Here is a 17,049-nt window from a genome sequence, read left to right as displayed (position 1 = left end):
CAGGCTGTCAGTTTCATATCATGCTAAAACATAATACTATGGACATAAAATATTCAATACTAACAGCAGTGGCGGTCTTCGGATTGTTTTCCGGATGCCAGAATCTGGAAGAAGACCCGAAGGCGAACCTGACGCCGGGAACCTATTTCAAGACCCAGTCCGATCTGGACGGGGCGGTATCCGCCATATATATTCAGTTTGCAAGAGACGGTGCCTGGGGGTTTACCAACAGAAGCACATCTTATTTCGGATCGGATGATTTTACTACCGATCCCGGACTGAACAAAGAAGATTTCCGCCTTTTCGACCGGCTCAGCGGAGGCAGTGCCAACGGAAGCATGGTAGCGCAGTGGCAGGGACCATGGCAGGGTATTTATCAGGCCAATAATGTGATCGCCAACTACGGGAAGGTTACTTCCACGGACGAGCTGAAAAATCAGTCGGCAGGGCAGGCCTATTTTCTGCGGGCATTGGGTTACTATTACCTGGTAAGGACTTTCGGGCCTGTGCCTGTGATTCTTACGCCTATTGACGTGGACGACCGCCCGGACCGAGACCCGGTTGAAAAAGTATATGCGGCGATTATTGACGACCTGTAAAAAGCGAAAGAACTGCTGCCTGCGTCTTTCCCGGGGCAACCTGGCAAAGCCAACAAAATGGCGGCCGGTTCGCTGCTGGCGGATGTGTACCTGAGTATGACTGGCTGGCCGCTGAACCAGGCGAGCAATTATGCACTTGCTGCGACGGAAGCAGATGCAATCATCCAATCAGGACAGTACAACCTGAATACGCCGTATGCAACCGTTTTTACCACTAATAACAGTTCGGAATCTATATTCGGGCTACAGTATAATGTGAACGGAGGACTGCCGTTGCGCAGTTCGGGATCATCCTGCGTGCCGCTGGATGAAGTAGCTGTGAACAGTTCAAGTGGCTGGGATGATTATTATCCTGAGATTAACTTTTATAAAAAAGCACCTGTTTGCAAACGGACGGACGATACTTTTTACACGACCCTCAAGCTCCGCCAGCCCGACGGTAAAACTTTCAAGCTAGTGCCTTGGGATTCTCCTGAAACACATGCAGGGCACCCTTATTACAAGAAATTCAGGGCAGGTCTGAACGGTGACGGAGTTAGCGAAACAGAGACTGCTATCCTTTCCATTAACCCGAGCACCAACAAAGTCTACGACATCATTCGCTACCCGCTGGTGCTGCTGGCTTATGCCGAAGCGTCTGCAATGGCGGGGGGCGGACCTACGGCCGCGAGCTATGATGCGATCAACCAGGTGAGGAAACGTGCCGGATTGCCCAACCTGAAAACAGGACTATCCGCCGCAGCCTTCCGCGACTCGGTGGTTTATGAAAGGGCATACGAATTTGCCGGGGAGTTCGGGGTACGGTGGTTTGATATAGTCCGTCTGCAACTGTTGCCAAAAATCGTTGCTGAACGCAGCCCGCTGGAAAATCCTATCCCTGCTTCGACGAATTTCAGTCAGAAATATCTGGCGCCTATACCGTTCAATGAAATGACGCGGAACCCGAAATGGGTTCAAAATGAAGGGTATTGAAAATCAACATATCCCGATAGCACAAGTAGTTTAATCATGCCTTTGAGGTATGGTTAAACTATTTTGCATACTGCACTTTCTATCCAAGTTTCACACTTCCCGATGGCCGGACATTCCCAAAGAAAGACAACGGTGCCGCAGGATGCAGCCGGCAGGTCGAAGAGAATCCTGATTTTTAAAACAATCAGCTTTTTGATCCCTTTTTTTCTCTTACTGCTTCTTGAAGTCGCACTGAGGATTGCCGGCTACGGGTATGACCCGGCGCTTTTCGAAGAATATGCGGGGGACAAAAACTTTCTGGTGATGAGCCCCGATGCTTCCAGAAGGTATTTTGTGAACCAGAAAAACGCTACGACCGGAAACCGGGAATTGTTCAGAAAGAAAAAAGAATCGGGTACATTCAGGATTTTTGTTTTAGGGGAATCGACGACTATCGGCTACCCTTATTTTCACAACGGGTCTTTTCACCGATGGCTCCAATACCGCCTCACGCACACTTTTCCCGAACGGAATTTCGAGATCATCAATATTTCCCTCACGGCGGTCAATTCTTACACTGTTTTGGGGTTTGCCAAAGAGGTAGTGAACTACGAGCCGGATGCTGTGCTGATCTATGCCGGGCACAACGAATATTACGGCGCTCTGGGCGTAGGCTCTACGGAAAATCTGGGGGGAAGTCCTGATCTGGTCAACCTCATCATATATCTGCGCCAGTTCCGGATCGTGCAGCTGATGACCAATGTATATGAAAAAGCAGCCGGTCTTTTGCAAAAAAAGCAGCCTGTTCCGGAGGGTACGCGCATGCAGCAAATGGTTGCCGATCAGAAAATCCCCTATCAGTCGTCTTTGTATAAAAGGGGAGTGGAGCAGTTCAGGGCCAATATGGATGAAACGCTTAACCTTTTCAAAAACAATCATATACCTGTTTTTATCAGCAATCTGGTCAGCAACGAAAAGGACCTGAAACCCTTCGTAAGTTTCCCGGTGGACAGCCTGAAATTCCCCGGATTTTCCCTGAATTACGATCTCGGGATCAAAGCATTTAATACTAACAATAAACAGGCTGCGTACAAATATCTGAAAGCTGCCAATCAGATTTACAATGTCAATGCTTCCTGCAACTATTATCTCGGCAAGCTCGCATATGACAGCGGGAATTTTGCGCAGGCGAAGGAATATTTTTCCAAAGCCAGAGACCTTGACGGTCTGCGTTTCCGGGCGCCGGAAGAATTCAATACCATCCTTACCCGGCTTTGCGCGAAATATCCGAATACGCGTCTGGTAGATACCAAAGCCGCTTTTGAAGCTGTTTCGCCCCATGGTATGATCGGCGAAAACCTGATACTCGAACATGTCCATCCCGATTTGAAAGGATATGCGCTGATGTCAGATGTGTTTTACAAAACGCTGAAAAGCGCACAACTGATCGATACCCAAGACCGGCAGGAAATTGGTTTAGAAGATTTGCTCAGGCTGATGCCGATTACCACGGCCGATTCGCTTGCGGGCGTTTACAAGATCGTGAAGCTGAAAAACAGCTGGCCTTTTACCGAATCCATGCAAGCCGGTACTTTTGCGATCAGGACATTGGAAGAAAAGCTGGGTTACGAACTGGCTAACCGGAAAATTCAATGGTCTGATGCCATGGATGGGCTGTATGATCATTATTCCCAAAGCCGGGATTTCAAAAAGGCCCTGACTGTCGTGGAAACACTGATCCTCGAATATCCGTCGGACCCGCAGCTTTATCTTAAATCTGCCATGCTGTGCGGGGAGTTGAAAGACGAGAAGAACGCATTATATTATTTTCAAAAGGCCTTTGCCCTCGCGCCCTCATTTGATATCGCAAGGTATCTTTTTGTGCTGCATTTAAAACAGGATCAACCCGCAAAGGCTATTCCCTATCTCGACTATGCCATCGCCAATAATAGTTCGGGCTTCAACCTGAAACCTGTGAAGGATTATGCAGAAAAGATCATTGCCCTGCAAAGAACAATGTCGTCAGATACCTCCAATGTGGCCGTTTTAAACGAGATCGCCCAGGCGTATCTCAAAATGGAAAACCGGGAAGGGGTGTCGAAATATGCCCTGAAAATCCTGGCTGTCGACCGTGAAAACAAGGAGGCGGCTGCGTTGCTGATGCAATTACGGGCCGGCCATTCAGGTTAAAAAATCCAAATTTTCTCCGCGATCAACTTCGGGGATGAACGGTACAACTGAAATTCCGTTGAGCAGCAAGATCGATTCGATTTTGGCAACAAACTCAAAGATCACTATTGGTTTTAGCAGTGGCAAATGACAGTAATTTTGGTCACGCCGTTAATTGTTTCTTTGATGACCTCTTTACATTCTTCGGGGCAGTCGCTATTGTGGCTGCCGACAAAAGCAAATTTGTAGGCATTGAGGCGAAAATTCAGCTTTTTTTCGTCTAGAATGTCATACTTTTTCAGCAGTGCACTTAGCTCCTTGTTGAACCCGATTGCTTCTTTCTTCAGTTTTTCGTTCGATTCTATGTTCCTCATCATGTTCATTTTGGTTTAGGTATTGAATAGATAAAAAGTTCTTTGCTGGTGATAGAGCCCGCTTTTGCCACTATTCTGAGTTTACCCAGGTAGGCAGAATTTCCTACGGACAGTGTAAAACTACACTTTCCGTTTTCGTCGGTCAGGAGGTTTGAGTTCCGGATATAGATTTTGTTTTCATGGCTGAGGATCGTCCCTTTTTCATCGGCAACAGTAAAAGTGACCGGTGCTTTTTCAGAAACCTTACCTATGTTTCTAATCAAAATAATGCTCACAGTAGCCTCACTTTCATATCCGGGATAAATGGCCTGTTTATCCGTGTGGAGCAGAATATCGTCCGGGGCAGCCGCTGCAAAGCGGATCGTCGTGCTGTCGGTAATGCCGCCAATAGCAGCAGTCACCAGCGCATTTTCCACAGAAACGGTACTTCTGAGGCTGGTTTTGGCGACAAGCTCCCCGGCTTCGTTAAATTCCGCTTTCACGGTTGTTTCGTTTTTATCGATTTGTTCAAAAATGCCCCTGGTAGTCTTGAAAGTAACTGTTCTCCGATCTGCGGCGCTTTTTGGCGGGATTTTTACTTCAATAGCAGCGGCCGATTTTCCATCTGCGGGAACAGATTCCGGCGCTGTAAATCCGATGATGATCGATTCTTTGCTTACGGGCTCCTCCTTATAGCACGAAAGCAATAGGGAAAAGACGCTCAGGATATATATGGAGTTGGTTTTCATTATTTTCCTTTAGGTAAAAAGTTTCCTGAAAATATACCGGCAAAATCCCCCAGCAACTCCTGTAATCTGAAATCCAGCGAGAATCCAAGATAAAATACACCTCTGACTTTTTTGCGGTCGATCAACGGATTGTCGTCGAGGCGGTTATACCAGAGCGTTCCAAGGTTTATTTTCACACCCTGAGTAACCCGTATACCCATGCCTGTCAGCAGATTCCTGTTTCCCAGCAGATCATCTCGATAGTCGGTTTTTGCCACGGAACTGAACGCCAGGCCGATGTTAAAAGAGAGGTACTCATGGTATGCGAGTGCCGATCGTATTTTGTTCAGCGGAATATCCGGGTCGAACGATCGCAGGTTATACGCTACGCCCACATACGGACTTCCTCCAAAAAATGTCCCCGGCCTGAAACCATACACCACATAACCGAAGTCGGGGACAAGGCGGTATGAATTCCTGGTTTTGAAATCAAAATTCTGTACGCCCAGGCTTTCGGTTGATGCCATCCGGAAAATGTCGACGGTCCGGGTAACTTCTACTTCTTTGTTCACTTCCGCCAGATCTGAGATGATTTTTCTTGTCCGACCGTATTTTTCACAGCCAAAGCCGGCGTAGTCGGCAAATGTGGCATCAAGGAATTGCTCCGCTGCCTGCCAGTTGATCTTTTGGTCTTTCTGAGCGATCCTGATGTGAATAGCTTCCCGGATTTTATCCCAGGCAAGGCAGGAGGATACATTGGCAAGTTCGTTGTTTTTGGCAATTTGATCTTCGATTACTGAAATCAGTTCCTGCCAGTCGCTATATGGTCCGCCGTCTTTTATTTTATCCCTTATTGCGGTGATAATCAAGCTGCTGTTGATCGTTTCGGCGGTAAGGTTTGTACTGTCCGTTTCTGTCAGAAGCGTTTGTTTGTTAAGCTGATGTTTAACAAACTTCTCGAAATCGGTCCATGTGGTGTTGGTTTCAAAATGAAGCCGTTTGAACCTTAAATAAGCCTCTTCGGTATTCCCGATATAATAATCTATCAGAATAGAGGTCAAACGCATTAAATATATTTTGTTGGTAAGCAACGACTTTTCAAATGCCGGCATTTTTCTGGTTGTGTCCTTAAGTGCCGATTTGTCAAGAATATCAAAAATTTCTTTTTTGATCAGGCCTTTCGAATATTCGTTTGTCTCTGATTCGTACTTCGTTATTTTTTCTTTGAGATGTTGATCATAATAATTCTTCAAATCGCTGATGGTGGGTTGTTTGTTCCGGTTCTTTTTCTCCTGGCCATATAAGCGGTAAAGTTTCAGTGTCGTATCCGGCTTGTTGGCGCTGATGCTCAGAAATACCTCGAGGAACTTTTGTTTCCGTCCGTCGTCCAGGTTGCTGAGAAACGCCAATTCGTATCTTGAATTGGGATTCAGAGGCGGAATCAGGATTGTTACAGAATCGTATCCTTCGTCGTCCTTGATAGGTTTTTGGTCAAAACACAGGATTTCCGAATTAGTCGTCCCACCCCGTTGAACCGGCTCGGAAAAGGCTACATCTGAAATCCTGACGCTGCTGGGCACCTTCTTCTGAAGATAAAACCACCGGTCGAACGGAACGTCGGTTTCGGGAATGTTGGATAAATAATCGAGCTTGACAGTGATTTTCGCTTTGCCAAAATACTTGTCGCCAGGCAGGTTATCACACCCGGTTTGGGCGCGAAGCAGGCATGTGGGCAAAACAATAAGCAGGGTTAGAAATACTTTTAGTAAAGTACATTTCATAAGCAGGGGGCGGGAAGAGATTTTGATCTACAAAATAGTTGATTCCGTGCGGGAACGCAAATGGAATTTTGAATGAGTGAATGAGTGAATGAGTGAATGGGTGAATGAGTGAATGAGTGAATGAGTGAATGAGTGAATGGGTGAATGGGTGAATGACTGAATGAATGAATGAATGAATGAATACCATGGTGAGCGAAGTCGGACCAACTGGCTGGTTAACATTTATAATACTTATAATACTTATAATACATTTAATACTTTTTTAAATATTTAAAAGTGTGCTACTATCATAAGTTTCTTCCCTTCATCCCTTTTGTCCCCACTTCAATTATTCCCCATTCAATCAATCGCTCATTCATTAATTCCAAATTCCCCCAATTCCCTAGTCAATCATTCAGTCATTCAAAATTAACCCAGTAAAACGCTACCGCCTGGCACTTTTCTCAGGTGTAACATTTTTTTTGATTATGGCGAAACAGTTGAATATTGGTATTGCGGGTTACAAGTTTATGGGGCGGGCGCACAGTAATGCCTGGTTAAAAGCGCCTTTGTTTTTTGATATTCCCGCCCGGCCGGTTTTGAAGGTGGCCTGCGGCAGACATGAAGCTTCACTGAAAGAATTTGCAGAAAAATGGGGATGGGAAGAAACGGAGACTGACTGGAAAAAACTGGTCGCCCGGCCTGATATCGACATTATAGACATCGCTCTGCCCCAGAATTTGCACTATGAAATGGCAATGGCCGCCGCCAAGGAAGGCAAGCATATTTTCTGCGAAAAACCGCTGGCTATGAACCTGAAACAGGCGGAAGAGATGCTGAAAGTGTGTGAAGATAATAAAGTCAAACACTATCTGAACCATAATTACCGCCGGACCCCGGCGATTTCCTACGCCAAACAAATGATCCTGGACGGGAAGATCGGGCGGATATTTCACTGGCGGTGCGCTTACCAGCAGGACTGGATCGTGGACCCGAATTTTCCGCTCACCTGGCAGCTTAAAAAAGAAACCGCTCAGGCAGGCCCGCAGTGGGACCTCAATTCACATGCGGTGGATCTGGCTCACTACCTTGTGGGGGAGATCAGCAGTGTTTCGTGCCTTACAGCTAATTTTATAAAGGAACGCCCCCTGGCCGACGAGGCGACTACCGGCAGCCTGAAAGCAGGAGTTGCCGGTACAGATAAAGGGGAGGTAACCGTTGAAGACGCTGCCCTGATGATGGTTCAATTCAAGAACGGCGCAGTCGGTTCCTTTGAAGCGACGCGGTTTGCCACCGGAAGAAAAAACGGCCTGACTTTCGAGATTTACGGAAGCAAGGGCAGCCTGACTTTCAACCTTGAACGCATGAACGAACTGGAATACTATTCCCTGCAGGATGAAGAAGGCACGCAGGGTTTCAGGACCATCCAGACTACCGAAGCCGTGCACCCTTATGCCGGACACTGGTGGCCGGCCGGACACATTATCGGTTACGAGCATTCTTTTGTGCATGCTGTGGCTGATTTTATTACCGCCATCGAGGAAAATAAAACCATTGAGCCAAATTTTTATGACGGGGTTAAAATTACCGAAGTACTGGACGCAGGTCTCAGGTCGGCGGAAGAAAAGAAACAGATCATCCTTTAAGATATTATGAAACCAGGAAATTCAGGTAGGCCTTGTATCATGTTCGTTTTTGTTCTCCTTTTTTGCGTGCAGCAAAGAGAAGTTGAGGCGCAGAAAATAAAAGGAACGGATAACATATACGCGAGAGAGAACCTGATAGCCTGGTGTATTGTTCCTTTTGACGTCAAAAACCGTGGCCCGGTGGAAAGAGCTGAAATGCTCAACAAGCTGGGCATTACCATGCTCGCCTACGACTGGCGTGAAAAACACATTCCCACCTTTGATGCGGAGATCGAGGCGCTGAAAAAGCATCATATCAAATTGCAGGCCTTCTGGCTGAACTCTGGCCCCAATCCTGAAAACGATAAAAATCTGGCGGCTATTTTTGATGTACTGAAACGGCAGGGTGTGAAGACGGAGATCTGGTGCATGGTAACGGGGATTAAGGACCTGGATAAAATGTCACAGGAAGAAAAGGTAAAAGCGATTGCAAAGCCAGTCAGTTACATTGCCGACAAGGCCGCGGAAATCGGTTGTTCGGTTGGACTTTACAACCACGGAGGCTGGTATGGCGATCCCGAAAATCAGTTGCAGGTGATCAGCTATCTTAAAAAGCCGAATATCGGCATCGTCTACAATTTGCACCATGCCGAATCTGACCTGGATAATTTTGCCGGGTTTTTTCCAAAAATCCTTCCTCACTTGTACGCAGTAAACCTGATGGGCCTGAAAAAAGGAAGCCCGGTTAAAGTGGTACCCATAGGGGAGGGAGATGCCGAGGCGGCAATGATCAAAATCGTGAGAGACAGTAAGTACCGCGGCCCGGTCGGGATTATCAACGAAGATACCGCCCCGGACGCCGAAGTCGGCCTCACCATGAATATCAATGGGCTGAAAAAGATCCTCGCTGAGCAGGGCGATAAAGCCGCTTTGAAAACCTACAAATGAAGGATTTTTTTCTTACCTATGCAGCTACAAAAAATCACTGCCGAAAGCGCTCCGGCAGGCCATATAAGAATGACCTTAGCAGAAAAGCAGCAACTGTACCGGGAGAAATTTCCGCTGTGCGGATTGGGTGAACGCATGGCGGACCAGTGTATAATCGATGATTACGTGGTCGGCAGCAAGACGCCGAAGCATTTCCTGATCACTGTTTTCAATAGCTGGGACCGCACCAGCGAAGGTCATCATTTCTGGAAAGATATCCGCGAACTTTACCGCCAGTACCTTAACCCGACCCGTCAGGAAATTACGGAGGTTTTTAAAAGATATGGGATTGATATGAAGGCGTAGGTCAATACCCTTTTGCGATTAACTGGTAAAATAACCCGACGTTTCTATCAAGTATGCAAAGTACTTTATTCTTAACGGCCTTCTTATCATCCATTACTTTTTGAATGATGTTGTCAGCTCCGTTTGTTTTGTTGACACTTTCAACGGCTTTCAAACTGTTAACTTCTACTGTTTGCGTCGTCTTCCTGTTGGCTGAGTTTTTATGAGTGTACAACGATAATGACCTTTCATAAACGTTGGCAAAACACTCGTAATGAATGGTATGAGGGGCATCAGTTCTTTCCGATGAACACTTGGATGATCTCCGAAAACGATTTTAAGGGCGTAGGAGAAATGGGAGGCGGGTCGGCGTGATTGTGCCTAGTGTCTGAAGAAATGGATATTCTTATTGAAACAACTTTACCAGCTTGTTCACAAGGTTGATATATTCCTTGAATGAACTGGGTTTCGCGTAAAAATGGGATACCCCGCTTTGGGCGGCATTGGATTGCAAGAAGGGGTCAGAGGCGGTTGAAACCATGATCGTCGGGAAGTGGGCTGTTTTGGGGTTGGCCCTGATCGCTTCCAGGGTTTCCAGACCATTCATGACCGGCATATTCATGTCCATGACGATCAGGCCGGGCCTCGGGCAATCATGGCTTGTGAGGTTTTTCAGAAGATCGGCACCGTTGATCGCTTCAATCACAATGATGCTCTCATCCACAGATTTAATAGCTTCCTTGATAATGAATCTGTCATCCTCGTCGTCGTCGACCAGATAAACGATCTTTTCCATATTTGGAATCATTGAAGGGTTAGGTAGTAGCAAAGCACAATTTACGAAATTTTGTGACGGTCTGCTTTTTAAATCAGCCGTACCGGGAGTTCGGCTTCGCTCACTCTGACAATTGTTGTGGAATTAAAACGAATAAGCCGCCTCTTTGTCCGGCTGAGCGATAGCCGAAGCCCGGTAGTGCAAACGCCGGCATATCTTGCATTTCAGGTAGCCGACTTTCCGGGCTGGGTAAAATGAAAATCCACAAAATGTGTGATTGAATTATTTGCAGGATTTTCCGACAAATAGTGCATTGGTAAATGAAAACATTTGCATCAGTGGAAGAAGCCTTTAAATGGTTTCTGGTTAATATTTATCCATCGTTGCCACCAGCAACAAAAAAGGGGAAGTTAACCACTGCATGGAAAGACTACACATATAACCAAGGTATTTCTGAGAAACGAATGAAAGATATCTTAGCAGAATTTGGTGAAATCAATGTAAAAACTGTCGTTAGCTTTAAACCGAATTGAATTTTTTTGAATAAGAATTGTCGGAAAATCCGACTAATTTAGTAATAATAAAAAGACCCGGAGCATCAAGTGATACACTTTGACGGCTCCGGGCGACTTACCTCTGTCACTCTAAAACAATCAAATCTATGGACACACAACAAGAATTAAAAGGTATGTTGGTCACCAATGAGCTGCCGGTCGATTTCAGCATGTTAAGTGCACTGGTAAAGGAATTTTTCAGTCAGAATGGTTGCCCGCCTGAGCTGGAAGCGCGACTTTGGGAGCTGACAGTCGACGCTATTTCAAACCTGGAGGCCGAGGCGGGCCTTGCAAACGCCTTTCGGTTGCAATAAAAGGATCTGGTGAGGCTTTTTGAAAATTTTGAACTGGTGATCGGAGGCCGGCCGCTTCCGGCCGATCGGGAGCATGACTTTGAGGATGTCAACGCGCAATAATCACCGAGCCTCGGTATTCCTGGATGCGTTCGTTTTCGGAGGTTTTGAATTTCAGTATGTACGTATAAGCATCATTGGGACAATCCGCACCGTTGAACTTTCCATCCCAATGCGGGTTGTTGCCGAGGTCGCGGTATAAGAGATTCCCCCATTTGTTGTAAATATCCAGCCGTATCATTATGCCGTCAGCGACTGACACGTGAAATGTGTCGTTGATGCCGTCATTGTTAGGAGTGAAAATATCAGGAGCAAGAGGGCGCGCCATGCAAGCACCGGGATTGAAGCGCGAAATCATGAAATTGGGAAGCCCGCGCTGGCTTTTGCGCCCGCCCAAATCTATTCCGGAGGGGGAAAATCCAACATCTTCCGCTTTTTGCATGGGGTGGTTGATGACGCCCAGGTGACCTTGCCCTTCCGCCGCAACGTAGATTTTGCCATCTGGCCCAAGTTGCATCGCACCCGGGAAAGAGCCGGGAATGCTACCCAGAATTACTTTGCTGCCAATGATCGTGGCCAAAGAATAGGAGTTGGGAAGGCTCACCCGGAAAATGCGTGGCGGCTCTCTGCCAGCAGAGAGATAGAGATATTTGCTGTCGGGGGAAAATTCCAGCCCATAAGCATTCTCAAAGTCCGGGTGTTTTAAGTAAACAGGTTCCGAAAGCAGTCCGCTTTCGGAGTCAAATCTGAAAATTTCAAAAGCCGAATCATCGAAGCGTGCCAGCGCAATTGTTCTTCCGTCCTGCGACGCCTTCATATAGCCTATGGCATAAAGGCCTTCCTGATGTATCGAACCAGTTATACTTTCCACGCTTTTTTCGTTCACACCTTCACGGGTAACCTGAAACGATCTGAAAGAATTGTTGCCGGTTTCATGCGCAATCACCCAAAAATCGGTGTTGTTACAATGCCTGAGCGCAGTAAGCTTTTCGGATACGCGGGCGAGCAGTACATGGTTTTTGGAGACGATGCCCCCCAGGCCCTCATTCATGTTCATGTCCACAACTGCATACTGGAGTCCGCCGGGGCCGCCTTTGGCAGCTACGGAAAATACGAAGTACCGGTCAGGGTGTTCCGGCTGGGGAATGATGACGGCAGCCTGTGAGGTAGATGTGTTTCCACCCAGGCCGGTTGCATCGGGCATGGGCTCGTGGGCCTTGTTCCAAATACTGCTTCCGTCGGTATAAAACAGCAATTCTCCGTTTTCATCGCACATGGTTGCTGTGCCTTCCAGTGTCCGCAAGGCACCATCGGTGAGGGGAGTGGCAGTTCCGTTAGAGAAGTCAAGACCGGCATTGGTACCGAAATACCATCTGTTTTCCCGTTTGCTGCTCTGCCCTGTCGCCCCGCTGCCACAGAGCAAGATGAGCAGCAGCCATGCTAGTAGTCGTCTTCCTTTTTTCATGGACAGGGATGATTGCTGATGACATTTGAAAATCAGGAGGAAGATGGAGAGGTAGTTGGTATGATTTTATAATTACTTCTACTTGTAATGTAGTATGCAAGGTAGCTGCTTTCAGGAAAACTCGCAATCCGTTTTGTCGGAATTTTACAGATAAGTACTTTGCTTTCAATTATATAGCGGTATATTTTTAAAAAATAGTCAAATAGTGCCAAAACATTTGGGCGCCTTAAAACAGGAATCAGATTTCTGAAAATTTCATTTGTGCAGGCTGGTTGTAGAAAAAAAGGGCAGATACCCTGGGCAATTCCGGGTAATACCGGCGCGACGCTTCCCATTTTCGGAGATCATTCAAAAAAGTATAACTTTTTAAATAATGGACTATTCGGGTGAAAAGTTAAACGAGTAGAAGATGTTCTACATTTTTTTGCGACAAATATCGAAATATAATTTTTTATCAATATTTTTGTGCGACATGAATTTTGCGAGATCATTTTACATGTGAGTATAGAATTATTTGCTCAATATTCATGCAAATAGTTTTTTTAATAAGATAATTGATTTACTTTACATCGGTTTTAGCGCTTCTTGCGAATGATTCAACGTTATTTTTATGCATGAATATTCTACATCGCTGTGGCAGTATTGCCAGCAGGTACTCTTTCGGCCTATACATCTACGTTTGACGACAAGCAATTTCATCTCAAAATTATTGCACATTACCAAGGAGCGGTACTTTCCTGCAATTCACACTGAGCACACCACCCGGCATTATGGTTCCCTACCAGCAGTCATCCTGGTCCGTTTCGCAGCCTGATCCCATGCACACACATTCTGTTAAAGTAATTTTTTAAAATTTCATCAATTCATATGAACAAAGCCAATCATTCTATTGATAAGCGCAATGAAGCGGAAGATGAGGACTTTAATCTCTACGATTATGTCCGCCAGTATTTCAGGTACTGGTATCTGTTCCCGTTCTTTTTGGTGGTGTCGCTGACAGCGGCATTTTATTACCTTCAGATTACTTCTCCTACCTACGTCACCAAAACTACAATCCTTATCAAGGACCAGCAAAAAGGCCTGGGCAAGAATTCCGGCGATGTTCTGGACGAATTGTCGCAGATAGGGGGAAACAAGCTGGTTGAAAATGAGACGGAAGTGATCAGGTCGTTGCCTTTGATGGAACAGGTGATTAAAAACCTGAAACTGGATTTGTCATACACTACAAAGGATGGCTTGAAAACGGTTAATCTTTACAAGCAAAGCCCGGTGGTGGTGAAACCCGAAATTATTACGGAAGAAGGGCTGATAGAGCCCCTGACGATCCATGTAAAATCTGATAACCGCTACACTTTTAACTCTGAGAGCAAAGAATTTGAATTCGGGCAGAAGGTGCAGAATAAATGGGGCGTGTTCTCTGTGGTAAAAGGTGTGAGTTCGCCTTATAAAGAAGTTGATGTGCGTTTTTATGATCAGGCGCGTCTGGTTGAGAATATGCTCAGCAAACTGACCATCCTGCAACCGAATACAAAAAGTACTGTTCTGGAGCTTTCCTATGAGGATGTTTCCAAGGAACGTGGAAAGGATGTGCTCAACTCGCTGCTGGATGCTTACGTGCAGACTTCCCTGATGGATAAAAACACCGAAGCCAGCAATACACTTAAGTTCATAGAAACCCGTCTCGGGTTGATCACCGGCGAGCTCGGAGATGTTGAGAAGGACGTAGAGACCTACAAAACGTCGAAGGGGCTTACGGATATCAGTGCGGAATCGCAGATTTTTCTTGAAAACATCAAGGAAAATGATGCAAAGCTGAACGAGGTCAATACCCAGATCAAAATCCTTGAAAGTGTAGACAACTACATTGAAAGCTCGGCTGCGGGTAATGTAACTGCCGCTCCTGCAACCTATATGATCAATGACCCCGTACTGGTGTCGTTGCTGAACAAATTTAATGAGCTGGACCTGCAGAGAGAACGTTATGCGCGCACAACAAGCGCAAACAATCCATTGCTTGGAACTTTTAATACGCAGCTGGCGCAAACACGCCAGGCGATCAAGGACAACGTGCAGAATCTGCGCCGTGGAATGGTCGTGACCAAAGAAAACCTCGAAGGCATTAACACGCGCTTTTCTGCCGGACTGCGCAGCATTCCTCAAAAGGAAAGGGAATTTGTAGGTATTAAGAGGCAGCAGACGATCAAGGAAAACCTTTATCTCTACCTGCTTCAGAAAAGAGAAGAAACTGCTCTGGGATATGCCTCAACGGTCACAGACAGCCGCCTGATCAACCCTCCTGTAACATCGTTTGTACCGCTGAAACCCCGACGTTCAATTGTATGGATGGGTGCGGGGGCAGCTGGGATTGTCATTCCGATCCTGCTCATTAACCTCATTTTTATGCTGAATAACACGGTTCAGTCGCGTGAGGAAATTGAAAAACAGACAAACCTGACGGTTATTGGTGAAATAGGCCAGATGAAAGTTGAGGGCGCGGTGACGGAATCGATCATTAAGGTGACGAGCCGGAGTGCTGTGGCCGAACAATTCCGGGCATTGCGAACGAACCTTAAATACCTGGGCGACGGGAGCTGCCGGACATTGATGTTTACGTCGTCGGTAGGGGGTGAGGGTAAAAGCTTTATCAGTATTAACCTGGCCGCCAGCCTTGCATACTACGGCAAAAAGGTGATCCTGGTAGGAATGGATCTAAGAAAACCATCCTTGCACGATCGTTTGCAGGTTTCCAACAAAGCCGGGGTGTCCAATTACATGATCGGCCAGGCTGATGTGAACGATCTGATCCAGTCAACCGGTGTCCATCCTAAATTTGATGTACTGGTATCCGGCCCGCTGCCTCCCAACCCTTCAGAACTCCTGGGAAACGGCCGCCTGGCACAATTGCTCACGGAACTCCGTCTTCAGTACGATTACATCCTGATCGACTCCCCGCCGTACGGCCTGGTTACGGACGCGGCTTTGATCGGTGACTATGTGGACGCTACTTTATATGTGGTACGTCACAATTATACACTGCTCGGCCATCTCCGTCGCATAGCGGACCTTCGTAAAGGAAAACGTTTCGCGAACCTGACTGTTATCTACAATGGTGTGAACTACGGTGCCGGATACGGCTATGGTTACGGTTACGGCGGTTATGGTTACGGATACTACACGGAAGATGATAAATCAAAAGGTAGTGACCTTGGTTCAAGAATCAAAAAACTGGTTGGGAAAAGCTAGTCAGACACGCTTCCGATTTAAACTCAACTCTTATTAAATTATAAATATGGAAAACAAAGTAGCATTGATCACCGGCGTAACAGGACAGGATGGCGCTTATTTGAGTGAGCTTTTATTGAAAAAAGGTTATACCGTACACGGTATCAAACGCAGAAGTTCGCTCTTCAACACAGAACGTATCGATCATCTTTATGAGGATCCGCACGTGAACAACGCGAAGTTTATTCTTCATTACGGCGACCTGACGGATTCGATGAATCTGACCCGTATCATTCAGGAAGTGCAGCCTGATGAGATCTATAACCTTGCAGCAATGAGCCATGTACAGGTTAGTTTTGAGATGCCCGAGTATACTGCCAATGCGGACGGTATCGGAACACTCCGGATTCTGGAGGCTGTGAGACTTTTGGGACTTACTAAAAAAACGAAGATTTATCAGGCATCCACGTCTGAATTGTACGGTTTGGTACAGGCTGTGCCGCAGTCGGAGAGTACGCCGTTTTATCCTCGGTCGCCTTATGCAGTTGCAAAACTGTACGCATACTGGATCACAGTCAACTACCGCGAAGCGTACGGAATGTTTGCCTCAAATGGTATTTTGTTCAACCACGAATCGCCTTTAAGAGGGGAGACATTTGTAACAAGAAAGATTACCCGTGCGGCTGCGAAGATCGTTCTGGGTCTCCAGGATTGCCTTTATATGGGTAATATCGATGCACAGCGCGACTGGGGACATGCCAAGGATTACGTGGAGGCAATGTATCTGATCCTGCAACAAGAAGTATCTGAGGATTTTGTGATTGCAACCGGCGTTACTACCCGTGTCCGTGAATTTATCCGCCAGACATTTGCATTCCTGGGCGTGGAAGTTGCTTTTGAGGGAACTGAGGAAAATGAAGTAGGTACGATCGCGTCCGTAAACTCGGTCCGTTTGCTTGAACTGGGTATCGCCGAAGGCGAGCACCTGAAAGTAGGCACGCCGGTGTTGAAAATAGATCCGAGATATTACCGCCCGACGGAGGTAGAATTGCTGATCGGTGACCCGACCAAATCAAAAGAAAAACTGGGATGGAAACCAAGCTACACGCTGGAGACTCTGATCGAAGATATGGCGACAAGCGACCTGCGTTTGTTCCAGAAAGATAAATTATTGATGAAAGAAGGGTTTGGCGTTCTTAATTATTTCGAATAATCTGAGTATT

General features: G+C 46.5%; 15 protein-coding genes. 10 read left to right on the top strand and 5 right to left on the bottom strand.

Annotated elements, in window-relative coordinates:
• Window positions 1-38 precede the first annotated feature (38 nt).
• The 3 genes from FBF61_RS07070 (at window position 39) to FBF61_RS07060 (ending at window position 3,740) form a co-directional block, all read left to right on the top strand.
• On the top strand, window positions 39-599 hold the full coding sequence (locus tag FBF61_RS07070) for a RagB/SusD family nutrient uptake outer membrane protein (RefSeq protein ID WP_166444445.1): 561 nt from the start codon (window positions 39-41) through the stop codon (window positions 597-599).
• Window positions 600-656: 57 nt separating this feature from the next.
• Window positions 657-1,571, top strand: coding sequence for a RagB/SusD family nutrient uptake outer membrane protein (locus tag FBF61_RS07065; RefSeq protein WP_138476501.1), 915 nt, complete (start codon window positions 657-659; stop codon window positions 1,569-1,571).
• Between the two features lie 63 nt (window positions 1,572-1,634).
• Window positions 1,635-3,740, top strand: a complete 2,106-nt coding sequence (locus FBF61_RS07060; RefSeq protein ID WP_138476500.1) for an SGNH/GDSL hydrolase family protein — start codon at window positions 1,635-1,637, stop codon at window positions 3,738-3,740.
• Between the two features lie 113 nt (window positions 3,741-3,853).
• Here the strand turns inward: FBF61_RS07060 and FBF61_RS07055 are convergent, their stop codons facing one another.
• The 3 genes from FBF61_RS07055 to FBF61_RS07045 are packed head-to-tail and all read right to left on the bottom strand — an operon-like array spanning window position 3,854 to window position 6,581.
• Window positions 3,854-4,096, bottom strand: a complete 243-nt coding sequence (locus tag FBF61_RS07055; protein WP_138476499.1) for a hypothetical protein — start codon at window positions 4,094-4,096, stop codon at window positions 3,854-3,856.
• A gap of 2 nt (window positions 4,097-4,098) precedes the next feature.
• Window positions 4,099-4,821 carry a hypothetical protein gene (locus FBF61_RS07050; RefSeq protein WP_138476498.1) on the bottom strand — a complete coding sequence of 241 codons (723 nt, stop codon included), beginning with the start codon at window positions 4,819-4,821 and terminating at the stop codon, window positions 4,099-4,101.
• A complete protein-coding gene (locus FBF61_RS07045) occupies window positions 4,821-6,581 on the bottom strand; it encodes a hypothetical protein (RefSeq protein ID WP_138476497.1) in 1,761 nt (586 codons plus the stop codon). The genes FBF61_RS07050 and FBF61_RS07045 overlap by 1 nt, the downstream gene beginning before the upstream one ends.
• Before the next feature lie 467 nt (window positions 6,582-7,048).
• Here FBF61_RS07045 and FBF61_RS07040 point away from each other — a divergent pair, with 467 nt between their 5' ends.
• Genes FBF61_RS07040 through FBF61_RS07030 form a run of 3 tightly spaced genes read left to right on the top strand, consistent with a single transcriptional unit; the run spans window position 7,049 to window position 9,478 of the window.
• Window positions 7,049-8,206 (top strand): Gfo/Idh/MocA family protein, encoded by a 1,158-nt coding sequence (locus tag FBF61_RS07040; RefSeq protein ID WP_138476496.1) that lies wholly within the window; start codon window positions 7,049-7,051, stop codon window positions 8,204-8,206.
• A 6-nt stretch (window positions 8,207-8,212) separates the two neighbouring features.
• Window positions 8,213-9,133, top strand: coding sequence for a sugar phosphate isomerase/epimerase family protein (locus FBF61_RS07035; RefSeq protein ID WP_229214945.1), 921 nt, complete (start codon window positions 8,213-8,215; stop codon window positions 9,131-9,133).
• Window positions 9,134-9,151: 18 nt separating this feature from the next.
• Window positions 9,152-9,478, top strand: a complete 327-nt coding sequence (locus FBF61_RS07030; RefSeq protein ID WP_138476494.1) for a hypothetical protein — start codon at window positions 9,152-9,154, stop codon at window positions 9,476-9,478.
• A gap of 385 nt (window positions 9,479-9,863) precedes the next feature.
• Here FBF61_RS07030 and FBF61_RS07025 read toward each other — a convergent pair whose 3' ends face one another.
• Window positions 9,864-10,253 carry a response regulator gene (locus FBF61_RS07025; protein WP_166444444.1) on the bottom strand — a complete coding sequence of 130 codons (390 nt, stop codon included), beginning with the start codon at window positions 10,251-10,253 and terminating at the stop codon, window positions 9,864-9,866.
• A 299-nt stretch (window positions 10,254-10,552) separates the two neighbouring features.
• Between FBF61_RS07025 and FBF61_RS07020 the strand changes: the two genes are divergently transcribed.
• Both FBF61_RS07020 and FBF61_RS07015 read left to right on the top strand, forming a co-directional pair.
• Window positions 10,553-10,765, top strand: a complete 213-nt coding sequence (locus FBF61_RS07020; protein WP_138476492.1) for a hypothetical protein — start codon at window positions 10,553-10,555, stop codon at window positions 10,763-10,765.
• A gap of 128 nt (window positions 10,766-10,893) precedes the next feature.
• Window positions 10,894-11,100 (top strand): hypothetical protein, encoded by a 207-nt coding sequence (locus FBF61_RS07015; protein ID WP_138476491.1) that lies wholly within the window; start codon window positions 10,894-10,896, stop codon window positions 11,098-11,100.
• Between the two features lie 88 nt (window positions 11,101-11,188).
• Here FBF61_RS07015 and FBF61_RS07010 read toward each other — a convergent pair whose 3' ends face one another.
• A complete protein-coding gene (locus FBF61_RS07010) occupies window positions 11,189-12,604 on the bottom strand; it encodes a T9SS type B sorting domain-containing protein (protein ID WP_138476490.1) in 1,416 nt (471 codons plus the stop codon).
• Between the two features lie 867 nt (window positions 12,605-13,471).
• Between FBF61_RS07010 and FBF61_RS07005 the strand changes: the two genes are divergently transcribed.
• Together FBF61_RS07005 and gmd are read left to right on the top strand one after the other, a co-directional pair.
• Window positions 13,472-15,847 carry a GumC family protein gene (locus FBF61_RS07005; RefSeq protein WP_138476489.1) on the top strand — a complete coding sequence of 792 codons (2,376 nt, stop codon included), beginning with the start codon at window positions 13,472-13,474 and terminating at the stop codon, window positions 15,845-15,847.
• A 46-nt stretch (window positions 15,848-15,893) separates the two neighbouring features.
• Complete coding sequence (gmd, locus tag FBF61_RS07000; RefSeq protein ID WP_138476488.1) at window positions 15,894-17,039, top strand: GDP-mannose 4,6-dehydratase; 1,146 nt, start codon at window positions 15,894-15,896, stop codon at window positions 17,037-17,039.
• Window positions 17,040-17,049 lie beyond the last annotated feature (10 nt).

This window comes from Dyadobacter bucti (assembly GCF_005869225.1).
Lineage (GTDB): Bacteria > Bacteroidota > Bacteroidia > Cytophagales > Spirosomataceae > Dyadobacter > Dyadobacter bucti.
The sequence above is the reverse complement of the archived record's forward strand: the minus strand, read 5'-3'. Positions and strand labels throughout refer to the sequence as shown.

Excerpts from the sequence above, each read along its gene's own strand:
- gmd (WP_138476488.1), top strand. The coding sequence starts at position 15,894 with ATGGAAAACAAAGTAGCATTGATCACCGGCGTAACAGGACAGGATGGC.
- FBF61_RS07040 (WP_138476496.1), top strand. The coding sequence starts at position 7,049 with ATGGCGAAACAGTTGAATATTGGTATTGCGGGTTACAAGTTTATGGGG.
- FBF61_RS07015 (WP_138476491.1), top strand. The coding sequence starts at position 10,894 with ATGGACACACAACAAGAATTAAAAGGTATGTTGGTCACCAATGAGCTG.
- FBF61_RS07045 (WP_138476497.1), bottom strand. The coding sequence starts at position 6,581 with ATGAAATGTACTTTACTAAAAGTATTTCTAACCCTGCTTATTGTTTTG.
- FBF61_RS07010 (WP_138476490.1), bottom strand. The coding sequence starts at position 12,604 with ATGAAAAAAGGAAGACGACTACTAGCATGGCTGCTGCTCATCTTGCTC.
- FBF61_RS07005 (WP_138476489.1), top strand. The coding sequence starts at position 13,472 with ATGAACAAAGCCAATCATTCTATTGATAAGCGCAATGAAGCGGAAGAT.
- FBF61_RS07050 (WP_138476498.1), bottom strand. The coding sequence starts at position 4,821 with ATGAAAACCAACTCCATATATATCCTGAGCGTCTTTTCCCTATTGCTT.
- FBF61_RS07065 (WP_138476501.1), top strand. The coding sequence starts at position 657 with ATGGCGGCCGGTTCGCTGCTGGCGGATGTGTACCTGAGTATGACTGGC.
- FBF61_RS07035 (WP_229214945.1), top strand. The coding sequence starts at position 8,213 with ATGAAACCAGGAAATTCAGGTAGGCCTTGTATCATGTTCGTTTTTGTT.
- FBF61_RS07020 (WP_138476492.1), top strand. The coding sequence starts at position 10,553 with ATGAAAACATTTGCATCAGTGGAAGAAGCCTTTAAATGGTTTCTGGTT.
- FBF61_RS07070 (WP_166444445.1), top strand. The coding sequence starts at position 39 with ATGGACATAAAATATTCAATACTAACAGCAGTGGCGGTCTTCGGATTG.
- FBF61_RS07030 (WP_138476494.1), top strand. The coding sequence starts at position 9,152 with ATGCAGCTACAAAAAATCACTGCCGAAAGCGCTCCGGCAGGCCATATA.
- FBF61_RS07055 (WP_138476499.1), bottom strand. The coding sequence starts at position 4,096 with ATGATGAGGAACATAGAATCGAACGAAAAACTGAAGAAAGAAGCAATC.
- FBF61_RS07025 (WP_166444444.1), bottom strand. The coding sequence starts at position 10,253 with ATGGAAAAGATCGTTTATCTGGTCGACGACGACGAGGATGACAGATTC.